11 protein-coding genes are annotated in these 13,666 nt (G+C 57.6%); 6 read left to right on the top strand and 5 right to left on the bottom strand.

Going from position 1 to position 13,666, the window contains the following annotated elements; all coding sequences use genetic code 11:
- The first annotated feature begins 7 nt into the window (after nt 1-7).
- Nucleotides 8-1,594, top strand: coding sequence for a Re/Si-specific NAD(P)(+) transhydrogenase subunit alpha (locus ACQ5BM_RS25750; RefSeq protein WP_429817510.1), 1,587 nt, complete (start codon nt 8-10; stop codon nt 1,592-1,594).
- A gap of 19 nt (nt 1,595-1,613) precedes the next feature.
- A complete protein-coding gene (locus tag ACQ5BM_RS25745) occupies nt 1,614-3,044 on the top strand; it encodes an NAD(P)(+) transhydrogenase (Re/Si-specific) subunit beta (protein WP_429817508.1) in 1,431 nt (476 codons plus the stop codon).
- A gap of 389 nt (nt 3,045-3,433) precedes the next feature.
- Here the strand turns inward: ACQ5BM_RS25745 and ACQ5BM_RS25740 are convergent, their stop codons facing one another.
- Nucleotides 3,434-4,465: an AraC family transcriptional regulator gene (locus ACQ5BM_RS25740; protein ID WP_429817506.1), complete on the bottom strand. Its 1,032-nt coding sequence runs from the start codon at nt 4,463-4,465 to the stop codon at nt 3,434-3,436.
- A gap of 130 nt (nt 4,466-4,595) precedes the next feature.
- On the opposite strand from ACQ5BM_RS25740, the gene ACQ5BM_RS25735 reads away from it, so the two are divergent.
- The 3 genes from ACQ5BM_RS25735 to ACQ5BM_RS25725 all read left to right on the top strand — a co-directional run bounded on the left by ACQ5BM_RS25735 (nt 4,596) and on the right by ACQ5BM_RS25725 (nt 9,046).
- Nucleotides 4,596-6,053, top strand: coding sequence for an APC family permease (locus ACQ5BM_RS25735; RefSeq protein ID WP_429817504.1), 1,458 nt, complete (start codon nt 4,596-4,598; stop codon nt 6,051-6,053).
- 104 nt (nt 6,054-6,157) lie between these two features.
- Complete coding sequence (locus tag ACQ5BM_RS25730) at nt 6,158-7,504, top strand: aspartate aminotransferase family protein (protein ID WP_429817502.1); 1,347 nt, start codon at nt 6,158-6,160, stop codon at nt 7,502-7,504.
- A gap of 93 nt (nt 7,505-7,597) precedes the next feature.
- Complete coding sequence (locus ACQ5BM_RS25725) at nt 7,598-9,046, top strand: aldehyde dehydrogenase (protein WP_429817500.1); 1,449 nt, start codon at nt 7,598-7,600, stop codon at nt 9,044-9,046.
- Between the two features lie 211 nt (nt 9,047-9,257).
- Here ACQ5BM_RS25725 and ACQ5BM_RS25720 read toward each other — a convergent pair whose 3' ends face one another.
- The 4 genes from ACQ5BM_RS25720 to ACQ5BM_RS25705 all read right to left on the bottom strand — a co-directional run bounded on the left by ACQ5BM_RS25720 (nt 9,258) and on the right by ACQ5BM_RS25705 (nt 12,257).
- Nucleotides 9,258-9,440: a cupin domain-containing protein gene (locus ACQ5BM_RS25720; RefSeq protein ID WP_429817498.1), complete on the bottom strand. Its 183-nt coding sequence runs from the start codon at nt 9,438-9,440 to the stop codon at nt 9,258-9,260.
- 67 nt (nt 9,441-9,507) lie between these two features.
- Complete coding sequence (gene otnI / locus ACQ5BM_RS25715) at nt 9,508-10,275, bottom strand: 2-oxo-tetronate isomerase (RefSeq protein WP_429817496.1); 768 nt, start codon at nt 10,273-10,275, stop codon at nt 9,508-9,510.
- Nucleotides 10,276-10,773: 498 nt separating this feature from the next.
- Nucleotides 10,774-11,748, bottom strand: a complete 975-nt coding sequence (locus tag ACQ5BM_RS25710) for an acetamidase/formamidase family protein (protein ID WP_429817494.1) — start codon at nt 11,746-11,748, stop codon at nt 10,774-10,776.
- A gap of 62 nt (nt 11,749-11,810) precedes the next feature.
- On the bottom strand, nt 11,811-12,257 hold the full coding sequence (locus tag ACQ5BM_RS25705) for a nuclear transport factor 2 family protein (RefSeq protein ID WP_429817492.1): 447 nt from the start codon (nt 12,255-12,257) through the stop codon (nt 11,811-11,813).
- A 407-nt stretch (nt 12,258-12,664) separates the two neighbouring features.
- Between ACQ5BM_RS25705 and ACQ5BM_RS25700 the strand changes: the two genes are divergently transcribed.
- Entirely contained in the window at nt 12,665-13,660 is a 996-nt protein-coding gene (locus ACQ5BM_RS25700; RefSeq protein ID WP_429817490.1) for a LacI family DNA-binding transcriptional regulator, read from the top strand.
- Nucleotides 13,661-13,666 lie beyond the last annotated feature (6 nt).

The raw sequence follows: 13,666 nt of genomic DNA, 5'->3' as shown, positions 1-13,666 counted from the left end.
AGCTGATATGCGGATCGGAAGCCCGAGGGAAATAGCACTGAATGAGGGCCGAGTGGCGCTCACGCCTGAGACTGCGCAGCACCTACAAAAACTTGGACATCAATGTCTCGTTGAAGCGGATGCGGGGCTTAGCGCAGGCTTTTCCGACGAAGCCTACCGCGCTGCGGGCGTCACTGTCGTGGATAGCGCTGACGAGCTGTTTGCACAGGCGGACGTAATCACCAAGGTGCGGCCGCCGACGGCGGAGGAAGTGGAAAGGCTTAGCTCCGGCAAGACGATCATCTCCTTCTTCTACCCGGCCCAGAACAAGGATCTTCTCGAGCTTGCGCAGTGCAAGGGCGCAAACGTCATCGCCATGGACATGGTGCCGCGCATCAGCCGCGCGCAGAAGATGGATGCGCTGTCGTCGATGGCCAATATTGCCGGCTACCGTGCGGTGATCGAGGCCGGCAACAATTTCGGCCGCTTCTTCACCGGCCAGGTAACGGCCGCCGGCAAGGTGCCGCCGGCCAAGGTGCTGGTGATCGGTGCCGGCGTTGCCGGTCTGGCGGCGATCGGTGTCGCCACCTCGCTTGGCGCCCAGACCTATGCCTTCGACGTGCGTCCTGAGGTCGCCGAACAGATCGAGAGCATGGGGGCCGAATTCGTCTATCTCGATTTCGCCGATGGTGAGGGGGGAGGTCAGCAGGACGGTGCTGCCACCGGCGGCTACGCGGCCCCTTCTTCGCCGGAATTCCGCGAAAAGCAGCTTGCCAAGTTCCGCGAGCTTGCACCGCAGATCGACATCGTCATCACCACGGCGCTGATCCCCGGCCGTGATGCGCCAAAACTTTGGCTTGCCGACATGGTGGCGGCGATGAAGCCGGGGTCGGTGGTTGTCGACCTTGCCGCCGAGCGCGGCGGCAACTGTGACCTGACCGTTGCCGATCAGCGGATCGTCTCCGACAACGGCGTCGTCGTCATCGGCTATACCGATTTCCCGAGCCGCATGGCCGCGCAAGCGTCGACGCTCTACGCCACCAATATCCGCCACATGCTCACCGACCTGACGCCGGGCAAGGATGGCAAGCTCGTCCACAACATGGAGGACGACGTCATCCGCGGCGCGACCGTCACCTTCGAGGGGGCGATCACCTTTCCGCCGCCGCCGCCGAAGATCGCCGCGATCGCAGCGCAGAAACCCAAGGAGAAGGTGAAGGAGCCGACACCGGAGGAAAGACGCGCCACCGAGGCCGCGGCCTTTAAAGCCCAGACGAAGAGCCAGCTGACGCTGCTCGCCGTCGGCACGGCGCTGCTGCTTTTGGTCGGCGCCTTTGCGCCACCGGCCTTCATGAGCCACTTAGTCGTCTTCGTGCTCGCCTGCTTCGTCGGCTTCCAGGTCATCTGGAACGTCTCGCATTCGCTGCACACCCCGTTGATGGCCGTCACCAATGCGGTTTCCGGCATCGTCATTCTCGGCGCGCTGCTGCAGATCGGGTCTGGCAATTGGCTGGTGGTGCTGCTTGCGGCGCTGTCGGTGCTGATCGCCACAATCAACATCGTCGGCGGCTTCCTCGTCACACGGCGCATGCTCGCCATGTTCCAGAAATCCTGATCGAGCAGGGGGAAACATTATGATGATCGGTATCGTATCGGCCGCCTATATCGCGGCAGCCGTTCTCTTCATCCTCTCGCTCGGCGGGCTCTCGGGCCAGGAAAGCGCCAAGCGTGCCGTCTGGTACGGCATGACCGGCATGGGTCTTGCCATTGTCGCCACGGTCTTCGGACCTGATGTCGGCAACTGGTTCATCATCGCGCTGATGATTGCGGGCGGCGCCGTGCTCGGCCACTTCGTCGCCTCCCGCGTCCAGATGACCGAGATGCCGCAGCTCGTTGCCGCACTCCATTCCTTCGTCGGTCTCGCCGCAGTCTTCATCGGCTTCAACGCTCATATCGAGGCGGCTGATGTCGCCGGCCTCGACGCGGCGGCCCGCTCTGCATTGACCGGCTTTGCCGCGATCCTTGCGCACAAGGAACCGGTAGAGCTGTCGATCATGAAGGTCGAGGTCTTCCTCGGCGTCTTCATCGGTGCCGTCACCTTCACCGGCTCGGTCATCGCCTTCGGCAAGCTTGCCGGCAAGGTCGACGGCAAGGCAAAGAAGCTGCCGGGCGGTCATCTGCTCAACGCGGGCGCCGCGCTTCTCTCGCTCGTGCTGCTGGTACTCTATGTCAATGGTGCCGGCACCTGGACGCTGCTGGTCATGACGCTCGCCGCCTTCTTCATCGGCTATCACCTGATCATGGGCATCGGCGGCGCTGACATGCCGGTGGTGGTGTCGATGCTGAACAGCTACTCCGGCTGGGCGGGGGCCGCCATCGGCTTTACGCTCGGCAACGACCTTCTGATCGTCACCGGCGCGCTGGTCGGCTCATCGGGTGCGATCCTCTCCTATATCATGTGCAAGGCAATGAACCGTTCCTTCATCTCGGTCATCCTCGGTGGCTTCGGCGCGACGAGTGGACCACAGATGGAAATCACCGGCGAGCAGATCGCCATCGATGCCGATGGCGTGGCCGCAGCACTTAACGACGCCGACAGCGTCATCATCGTGCCGGGCTACGGCATGGCGGTGGCGCAGGCACAGCAGTCGGTATCGGAACTGACCCGCAAGCTGCGGGCGGCCGGCAAAAACGTGCGCTTTGCCATTCACCCGGTCGCCGGCCGTCTGCCGGGCCACATGAACGTGCTCTTGGCCGAAGCGAAGGTTCCCTACGACATCGTGCTCGAGATGGACGAGATCAACGAGGACTTCCACGAGACAGACGTCGTCATCGTCATCGGTTCCAACGACATCGTCAATCCGGCCGCCCAGGAAGATCCGAACTCACCGATCGCCGGCATGCCAGTGCTCGAAGTCTGGAAGGCCAAGCAGGTGTTCGTTTCCAAGCGTGGCCAGGGAACCGGTTACTCCGGCATCGAGAACCCGCTATTCTACAAGGACAACACCCGCATGTTCTACGGCGACGCCAAGAAGAGCATCGACCAACTGCTTACGGCTTGTTGACTCCTCTGATTCCGGTCCTGTTTGCGCGGGACGCCCACATGGGCGATGCGGTTCGTCGCGTCAATCTCCCGGGATCAATGAGATTGACAAAATCATTGGCTGGCCGACGAACTGAAGCGGTGCCTGCCGGGCTTGGCGAGCATTCCTTGCGGACAATGCGGATCTCGGCAGAGCAATTGACGCCGCAGCATTGCATTCGTCCCTCGGTTACCTCAAGCAGCCTCGGAGGCCACGCAGGAGTCGTGATGGATCTCGTTGCGGACAGACAGACCGGCCCACAAGCTGCTCCTATGGGCGCGGGACCGTTGCCGTCCAGAGTTCAATTACGTCTCGGGACCGCGGCGCTCCAAGCACATTCCCGCTGGGCCAGTCACCGCAAGTAGCCTTGACTATTGTCCTCCAACTTTGGGCCTCCGCGCAGGACTACTGCCGGTCCAGGCCTTGAATGCCCGTGAGAACACTGTCGCTTCGGCGTAGCCAAGCGCGCCTGAAATCTCTTCCATTGATACATTGCCCTGCGCCAAATACGCAGTCGCCATCTGTTCCCGATAATCCCTCAAAATCGCGCGCAGCGACGTCCCCTCGTCCGAGAGGCGTCGTTGGAGGGTCCGCGGCGTCATCCCCATTTCCGAGGCAAGGTCGGGCAGCTCGACCGGCGAGATTCCCAATCGGACGCTTATCAGGGCCCTAACTTGCTCGGTAGCAGACACCTGCTCGTTGCTCACCGCTATGACCGAGGCCATATGCTGGTTGAGGATGTTGATGAACTCCCTGTCTTCAACCCTGTATTGTCGATCAGCGTCCTGAGGGTCAATGATTATGCAGTTCCTATTCTGACCGAAACGAACCGGCGCACCGAAGATGCGCTGCAGTGCGGCTTCTTGACCAACAGACGGGTGCTCGAAATGAACCTCCAGCGGCCCCCAGTTACTGTCGAAGGCCGTCCGAAGCTGGCCGCATATGCATGCAAGAGTGAATTCCGTATCCTGTCTGAGAAGGCTCTTTGGCTTTATGTCGTCATGGACTTTATAACTGCACATCAAACCTTCTGGCGAGATCTGGACCGAAAAGGTCGTAGCCGTCTGAAACGCTGTGGCGTAACGTGCATAATAACTTAGAGCCGAGCCGATCGAACTTGCTTGCATCAGCAGCAATCCAATGGGCCAGAGATCTCCGGGACGCAACGCGAGTCCGAGTCGAGCACCCAGCACTGGGTCTTCAAACGTCCTCGCGGCGTCTTCAAAGAACTCGAGGTAATCACGCATGTCGACACGTGCATTTGGATCGCCAATGCGCGCATCCGAAAGACCGTGACGTGTGAGCAACGCTTTCAAGTGGGCGCCAGCTCTCGGGAGATTCTGGATGATCGCCTGTAAAACGAACACCCGAACGGATGCCGCTCTGCGCTTGCTATCAAGCAACCTCTGACCCTCTATTTGCAGCATTTGTCGTATATTGTCATCTTCCTGGCACGCTCTGTGATGGACCCGCTGCGTAACGCGCGCGCATCATACACTAACAAAAATCAATTAGACTTGTCAGGGGATTCACATGCCAGATAACCGAGACTCGCAGTTTGCGAAACGAAGCCTCGCGGCTAACTCAGTCGGAGTGGCGCATATTGTTTTCTTTGTCGTGGCCGCTGCGGCGCCCATGGCCGCAGTGGTCGGCGCTACACCTCCTGCCTTTGCTTTTGGAAACATCGGTGTTCCAGGCGCGTTCGTTTTGGTGGGGCTGCTGTACCTCATCTTCTCCGCTGGATTCACGGCGATGGCCCGCTATGTGAGCAGCGCGGGCGGATTCTATGCCTACATTTCTAAGGGACTTGGCCGACCATTCGGCGTGGCGGGCGCATTTCTTGCGATGGTGACCTATTTCGCCATCCAGATCGGGGTCTACGCCCAAGTCGGTGTCTTTGCGCGTGCAGCTCTGGAGCCATTGGGGATCGGTCTGCCTTGGTGGTTCTGGTCGCTTCTCGTACTGGCGGCGGTCCTCTGGTGCGGCCAGCGGCATATCGTTTTCTCCGGACGGCTTCTCGGCATCTGCATGATCGCGGAGCTGCTGATCTTGTCGCTCTTTGCAGTCGGTGTAGTTCTGACCGGTGGTGGCAGCGAGGGCTTGACCGCGGCGGGCCTGCAACCGTCCGACGTATTTGCGCCGGGACTTGGCGTGACGCTGATATTTGTCGTTAGCGCCTTCATCGGTTTCGAGGCGACCGCCATTTTCGGGGAAGAGGCCGCTCATCCGGACCGGGCAATTCCACGGGCGACCGTTGCGGCCGTCATAATCATCACGTTGTTCTACGCATTCGTCAGCTGGGCAGTCATTCAGTATTATGGGTCCTCCGCTGTTGCCGCCAAGGCGGGCGAGTCGATGGAGAACTTTTATATTGGCGCGATCGCCGGAGTGCTCGGCGGCTGGTCCACCGTGGCCGTGAACATCCTGCTGCTGACAAGCCTTTTTGCTTGCTTGCTCTCCTTCCACAATACGCTCAACCGGTATTTCTATGCGCTCGGTCGGGACGGCCTCTTGTGGACCGGCCTCTCGTCCGTCCACCACGCTAATGGATCGCCGTATGTAGCCGGCCGCGTTCAGGCTCTTCTTGTCGCCGCCGTCCTCATAGGCTTTTCCCTGATCGGCGCGGACCCCTACGCGGTTGTCTATGCCTGGACTTTGGCCTTCGCAGGCATCGGCATCCTTGCTGTTCAAGTCCTGGTATCGATCTCCATTCTCTCCTTCTTCCGGGCGGGACGACGCGGCTTCTCGACTATGCGCGTGGTGATCGCTCCGGCTGTCTCCGGGATCGCCCTTGCTGCAGCCTTCTTTCAGGTCTCGAGAAACCTGCCGCTGCTCACCGGCAGCGAGAGCCCGATCGTGACCTCCTTTCCAGTATGCGTAATCCTGATCGCGGTGGCTGGCATTCTCATCGCCCTGCACATCCGACGCACCAACCCCACCCTTTATGACCGGCTCGATCAAACCTTCGCCGAGGCGAAGCCCGAGACGTGAACCGCCTTCGCACCGCAGGTGACGATCAACCGAGCGGCAAAGCTCACCCAAGGCAATGACCCATTCCAGGATGGACGGAATTCGTCCCCTGAACGGAGCAAAAAATGAAACTCGACTATGAGACCTCTCTCAAGAACTTTTCTGAGGCATTCCATCTTTCCAAAATCGAGACACGGAAGGGTAGAGACTTCGTTCCTGGCGGCTTCAGCAGAAGAACCTTCAATTATGGTCCTCATGCAATTTTCGCCAAGAGCGGCGAGGGGCAGTATATCCATACGATCGACGGTGGGAGGCTCCTCGACCTCAACAACAATTTCTCCACCAATGTCCTGGGCCACAATCATCCGGCGGTCGTTAAAGCTATCGAAGAGCTTCTTTCTTCCGGCTTTTCGTTCGGCAACCCAACTGGCCATGAGCTGGAGCTTGCGCAACTGCTTTGCGAGCGCATCGAGTCGGTCGAGCAAGTAAAGTTCTTTTGTTCCGCCAGTGAAGCCTGCCTCGGAGCGGTCCGCATAGCGAGGGGGTATACCGGCCGGAAGAAGATCGCCAAGTTCGAAGGCGGTTATCATGGCTTCAGCGATGACCTCGCCATCTCCACGCATCCAAGCCCGGCCAACTTTCCCGGTCCTGACTTCAGTCCGAGGTCGGTTCCGGACTCCGACGGCATCCCGGCTTACAAGATCGATAACGTCATCACTCTGGTCCAGAATGACTACAAGGCGTGCGAAAGCATTTTGAGACGGCACGCCGGCGACATCGCGTGCATCATCATGGAACTTCAGTCCTGCGCCGGCGGTATCGTCTCCCTCGACGACGAGTTCGTGCGCAAGCTAGGCGATCTGGCAAAGGAGCTTGGCATCCTGCTGATTTTCGATGAAACGATTACGCTTCGTGCCGCCTACGGCGGTCTGCAGAGCCTCTACGAGACCAAGCCGGATCTGACGGTCATGGGCAAAATGATTGGCGGCGGTCTTCCAATCGGTGCTGTTGGGGGATCGCGGCAGATATTCCGTGTCGTCGAAGACAACCAGGTCATGATGTCAGGCACCCACCATGGCCACCCAATGGCCTGTGCGGCCGGTCTCGCAACGATGAAGGTCATGGACCGCGACGCCTACCAGAAGCTCAACACGATGGCGAACACGGTTCGTGATGAACTGAATTCCTGGTCGGAGGAGAAACACTATCCTTTTGTCGTGTTCGGTGGTTTTTCGGTCCTCGGCTACGCGTTCACCAAGGAGCCGGGCCAGACGATTACTACCCACAGGGATTACTGGAACAAGATCGATGACGAAAAGATGATGATCTATGCGTTGGAGATGGCGACGCGCGGCTATTTCCCCGTCCATCGCGGACAACTCGGCCTTACTCTTCCTATGACAGAGCAAGACATCGCCGGGTATATCGAAACCACGAAAAACATCATCACTGAAATCTACGCGTCCAACTAACGCGAGGACTCGCTTCACAGAGCCTAACGCTCGGCAGCGCGGGTTACGCAATTGTTGTCGATGCGCTCAGCTATGGGGCAGGAGGAAGAAAGCATGTTTGAGCTTCAACAGATAATCGCCGGCAAGTACGTTTCGGCCGTTTCCGGCAAGACCTTCGATCGTCTTGATCCCTACACGGGTAAGGTTGCGAGCCGCGCCCCGGCTTCCGAATTGGAGGATGTGAACGCGGCAGTGGCTGCGGCTGCGGCGGCATATCCGGCTTGGTCGAAGACTGGCCCGGCAGAGCGCCGCGTACTGCTCCTGAAGGCGGCTGACATACTCCAGTCGAAAGCCGAGGAATTCGGCCGCCTGATGATCGAGGAAACCGGCGGAACCGCGCCTTGGGCGAGGTTCAATACCGTGCTAGCTGCAGGCATTCTTAGGGAAGCCGCCAGTATGACCACTCAGGTACAGGGCGAGATTATTCCCTCCGACAAGCCCGGCACGCTGTCAATGGCTGTGCGCCAGCCGGCGGGAGTTTGTCTGGGGATCGCCCCATGGAACGCACCTGTCATCTTGGGAACGCGCGCGATTGCGATGGCACTTGCTTGCGGGAATACGGTGATCTTAAAGGCGTCCGAGGCGTGCCCTGGTCTCCATCTCCTTATCGGCACCTGTTTCGTGGAAGCAGGTCTGCCCGCTGGCGTCGTGAATGTCATCACCAACGCGCCGGAGGATGCAGCTAGGGTCGTAGAGGCTCTGATCGCCGCTCCAGAGGTACGACGCGTCAACTTCACAGGCTCAACCAAGGTCGGGCGCATCATTGGCGAGCTATGTGGACGCCATTTAAAGCCCGCACTGTTGGAACTTGGCGGTAAAGCGCCGATGATCGTCCTCGACGACGCTGACATCGATGCCGCCGTGAATGGCGCTATCTTCGGCGCGTTTGCAAACATGGGGCAGATCTGCATGTCAACGGAACGGATTATCGTCCACGAGAAGATAGCCGACGAATTCGTGGCAAAACTTGCGGCGCGCGCGAGCAAGCTGCCTGCTGGGGATCCGCGCGGGCATGTCGTGCTTGGTTCGCTGGTCACTCCGGAGGCAGCCACCAAAATGGAAGAGTTTATCGAAGATGCCGTTGCGAAGGGTGCCAAACTCGTGGCTGGCGGTAACCGTCATGGTTCAGTGGTCGATGCTACGCTCCTCGATCACGTTAAGCCAGGCATGCGTTCCTTCGAAGAAGAGTCCTTTGGACCTGTGAAGCCGATTGTCCGCGTAAGGGACGAGGCCGAGGCAATCCGTGTTGCAAACGAAACTGAGTACGGGCTGTCATCTTCGGTCTACAGCCGCGACGTACAGCGTGCGATGGCGGTCGCCGCGCAGATTCAAACGGGCATCTGCCACATCAATGGCCCGACCGTCCACGACGAGGCCCAGATGCCGTTCGGCGGCGTCAAGAATTCCGGGTATGGGCGTTTTGGAGGAAAGGCAGCCCTCAACGAATTCACGGATGTTCGTTGGATCACCGTCGAGGACCCGCACCAACACTATCCGTTCTAATCGGCCACAACCGATAGCCAGTTAAGATGCACTGGTGGGCGAGGCAGAAGGTTCAAGAACGCGCATCTTCCGCACGTTTACGACTTCAAAACAAGAGTAACCACCGTGGTGTCGACCACGGTGATTACTCAATATAGTAATAGTTTGGAATCGTTCCGTCTGACCAAATGCATCGATTGTGCCTGCTCGTCGTGCTTCCTTGCCTAAACGTTCAGCGCTGGGCGACGTAGAACGCCAATCCCTTCGACTTGGAAGAGAAATTCACCTTCTCCCCCTTGCCAAAGAACAGGATGTCGCCCGGCTTCATATCGTATGTCTCGCCGCGGGCGTTGGTCACCGACAATTCTCCTTCGAGGAGAATCTTGAACTCTTCCGCGTCGTACGTATAGGGCATGGTTCACCGGCCTCTTGCTTGAAAGACCGCAGGTGATGGGACCAGCAGTCGAGCACCGTTGGCGCTACTAGACACGCTGAAACCAGCTTAAACCATCTTCGGTTTTACCCATCGGGCGGTACTCACAGCCGACAAAGCCACGATAGCCGATTGCATCAATCTCTCTAAAAATTAGCAGATCGTTCAATTCCCCCGTTGTTGGCTCCTGGCGCCAAGGAACAGATGCAACCTGTATGTGGCCAATCACGGAGGCCAAGTCCCGCAGAGCTTTAATCACATCACCGTGCATGATTTGCCGATGGTAAATATCGAACTGAAGCCGCACGTTCGGATGATCAAGGTTGTGGATCAAGTCAACGGTTCGGTCGAAGTCATTGAGAAAATACCCTGGCATGTCACGCCTGTTGATTGGCTCGATCACCAAGCCGATCCCATTCTCTCCGGTACCATCCGCCGCGCGTCTAAGGTTGTCGCGATAAGTTGCGATAGCATCAGGGTGATCTGATGGAGCAAGGCCAGCCATCATGTGAAGCAGCGGCGTTCTGATAATGGTGGCATAGGACACAGCTTTAGAGAGGCTTTCTCTAAACTCAGTTTTACGTTCGGGAAGGCTTGCAAGGCCCCGATCACCTGCAGCCCAGTCGCCAGGCGGCATGTTGAAGAGTGCTTGTTGAAGAGACGCATCAGCGAGCTTTTCGGCGATCAGCTGTGGCTGATAGTCGTAAGGAAATAAGTACTCCACTGCACCAAAACCTGCGTGCGCCGCGGCCTTGAACCGATCGAGGAATGGCAGCTCGTTAAACATCAATGTTAGATTGGCTGCAAACTTCGGCATAAGGTCCTCTCCGGTTGAGACATGCGCCGGCGATCAAAAGCTGGCGATCTGCGCAAGAAATCGTGGCGCGATGTTGTTGCCGTGGCATCCCACGCCGGCAACTCCGGCTATCGCGAAAAGCTGTGATCCAGCGCTCAAATCGTCAGTTCAATTTGTCATTTCCCGCGCATATCGGAGACTATGCCAAGATCGCCGTAAACTGGACACTGCCGTTCGTGGGTGGATTTCAGTAAGCATAGCCACTTTGGTCGTAAACGGCAGACACTTCGACGAGTACGCGCGTTGCCCTTCCGAAAGGTACGGAAGTTTTAATATGAAAGCTATGGCGTAAGGTACGATTCCCACTGCGATGGTCAGCCCGGTGTGAATCATAACCGGGCTGACCATGCGACCAACGTCCGTACCCATGTGGGCCCGGAGTACGTACACAAGAACTCCATGTGTCAACCGGTCCGCCGCCTGTGATTGACGCTTAGCGCTCTTTTGAACATACGGCGGTCAGCGCTGGTTGGGCTTTAGGGAAGCCTTTGGGAACTGGACCCCAACGCACCCCTTGGTCTTTTCACTGAGATATGTGCAATAGACTCGCACCTGAACATCCGGATTTCCATTGAAATGCGTGATTACGTCCTGAGGTTTCATTCCATGATCTTCGACAAGCCAGTCGAGCAACCACAGGTGGGCTTGTCTTACTGCGTCCTCCCAAGGTCGCTGCGATGCCAATTGAATCAGGTGGGTCGGCGTTTCGATCCGCACGAAGGGCGGCTGCTTACCCTTAATCACACTACAAGCGAGCGTCACTTCCGCTTCGCATTCATTGGCCGAACCTGCGAACTCGGTGGCCTGACTCGCCTGTACGTCGCCAGCGTAGAGCAGCGCGCCTTTCTGCGCGACGGGATAGTAGATCTTGTGACCTTTCTTGATGTCGGTGGCATCCAGATTTCCACCGAACCGACTCTGCATTGTGAACGTGTCGTATCCCTGTTCAGGCCTCGACGGAACGACACCCAGACATCCGATATGTGGCTCCAGATTCCATACCGCGCCGTTGCTCACATGGCCGGTACCATCTGAGGTCGTTCCGCTTGCCCCGACACGATGCTCGACAAGTTCCGTGAACGGGGCTGATAGTTCGGAGTATTTCGACCCAAGGAGCACGCCTGCGCCACCCTGGTTGCCGATAAAGCCCGTTGGTGCAGGAATGATTTCGAGCACGTCGACCACGAGAGTGTCGCCCGGTTCTGCGCCCTCCACGAAGACAGGCCCTGCTGCAGGGTTAGAAAACCCGTCTGTAAAGATCTTCCCGAGGGTTGCTTCGTTCAAGTGATCGGTTTTTTTGCGAATGTGGCCATTAAGAGCGTCGCGTGTTTCCAATACGAACGGCTCTCCCTGAGCAACAGTGATTTGTGGCTCCCTGATCGCGAACTCGTAAGACGTGGCGTCCTCGCGACGCACTCGTTTGGGTTCACTCATACTCATTTCCTCCATAGCAGTGTGTCGTTCGTGAGGCTGGAATTTCCTCAGTATGGTAGATCTCAGGATCGGGGCTGGATGATTTTCCAATACGAATCTTTGTGGCAGATGAAGCCAGCATCGTCTAATTGCATCACGTCGCAACCCTGCACCTCGATACGGTCGCCATCCACCGAGTTTCCGGTGAGCACCCAACGCGAGACCCCGAGTTTGCCTTTAGCCCAATGCTCCTCCCGGCCGTAGTGCATGTCGGGAAGCCAGCCAAACCGATATGACAAGATATCGCGAACTGCTGCCTGGCCTTCGTAGCGATTACCCCAGATCTCCGGACCCCGGGGCGTCTCAAGGACGCAATCATCCGAGAAGTAGTCCATAATCCGGTTGACGTCATGCTTGTTGAAAGCGTCGAGGAAGTCGCGCAGATCCTCGTCCCGCCATTCGCCCGAGCGTATGGGGCTGCGCCGAGATGCGCCGGCGCTCGAATCTTTGGTGAGATTTGTCTCAGTCATGTAATTACCCTCGGTTTTGTTCGCACGCCAGCAACGACAATGCGGATCAGATTCTAGTCGAACATATTTGCTAGCGTGACGAGCGCCGGACTACGGCGACTTGCGATCGGCAAAACGTCCAAAGCTCACCATGCAGCGTCACGCCGCCCGCCAGCGTTAAAGTGGATAGAATTGTGCCACCTTAAGCTGGAGCAATCGTTGTTTGTCATTCAAGGCTCCAATCAAGTAGCCCGATGACCGCGATATTCAATCGACCTGCCGCCATGGGGGTGTCATCGAAAATCTATCTCAGCGCTAACACAAAGTGCTTGCCTGCAGCAAGGGAAAAATGTTAGCGCTGAGATAATTCGAAGTCGGCGCATATGCGCTGGAATTTTAGACAGCATCGATGAACGAGGTTGAAGATCATGTCGTCCCCGACACTCGCCGATGTGGCAAGCCTGGCTGATGTCAGTGAGAACACAGTCTCACGGGTTATTCGCAATAAGGGATCCATCGCGCCGGAGACCAGGAAACGTGTCAACGAAGCCATTCGCAAGCTAGGTTATGTTCCCAATCGAGCCGCCGGTTCTCTTGCGTCCGCATCATCTCCGATCATTGGAGTAATTCTTCCTTCCTTGTCCAATATTGTGTTCCCTGAAGTGCTCCGCGGAATTCATGCTGGCCTCGCAGGCACGCCCTACCAGCCCATGATCGGGGTCACAGATTATGACCTCAAGAAAGAAGAGGTGCTGATTTCATCGTTCTTGGCTTGGAAGCCGGCGGCTATCATCACCACAGGCTGTGAACACACACCGGCCGCCCGGCGGATGTTGAAGAACAGCGCTGTGCGGGTCGGCGAACTAATGGACATCGACCATCGTCCGATAGACGTGGCCGTGGGGATGTCACACCGTCAGGCGGGACAGTTGGCTGCCAAGCACTTAGTTGGACGTGGCTACACAAAGATTGCTTACGTTGGACATGATTGGAATGCTGATAAGCGTGCCCACGCTCGTTATCTGGGACTCGTTGAGGGACTGAAAATGGCGGGTTTGGTCCTCAGAGCCCAATGTAGAACGGATGGACCAAGCTCCACAACCGCGGGCAAAGCCACGCTGGCTGAGTTATTAAGTCAAGCTAAAGAAGTTGACGCTGTAGTGTTCTCAAATGATGACATGGCAGTGGGCGGATACATGCACTGCCTTTCGGCGCAAATTGCCGTTCCCGAAACACTAGCTCTCTTCGGGTTTAATGGTTTGGAAATAGGGCAGGCGTTGCCCAAGCCCCTTTCCACGATACTCTCAAATCGTTTTGCCATCGGGAAAACAGCGGTGGAATTGCTGCTGGCAGACCCAGCGCGAAACGGAAAGCCGAAGATTGTCGATACGGGCTTTTCAATCCTTGAAGGATTAACCGCATGAGCGCGC

This window comes from Ensifer sp. B1-9 (assembly GCF_050474445.1).
In the GTDB taxonomy this organism is placed as follows: domain Bacteria; phylum Pseudomonadota; class Alphaproteobacteria; order Rhizobiales; family Rhizobiaceae; genus Ensifer.
This window is presented reverse-complemented; position numbering and strand designations above follow the sequence as displayed.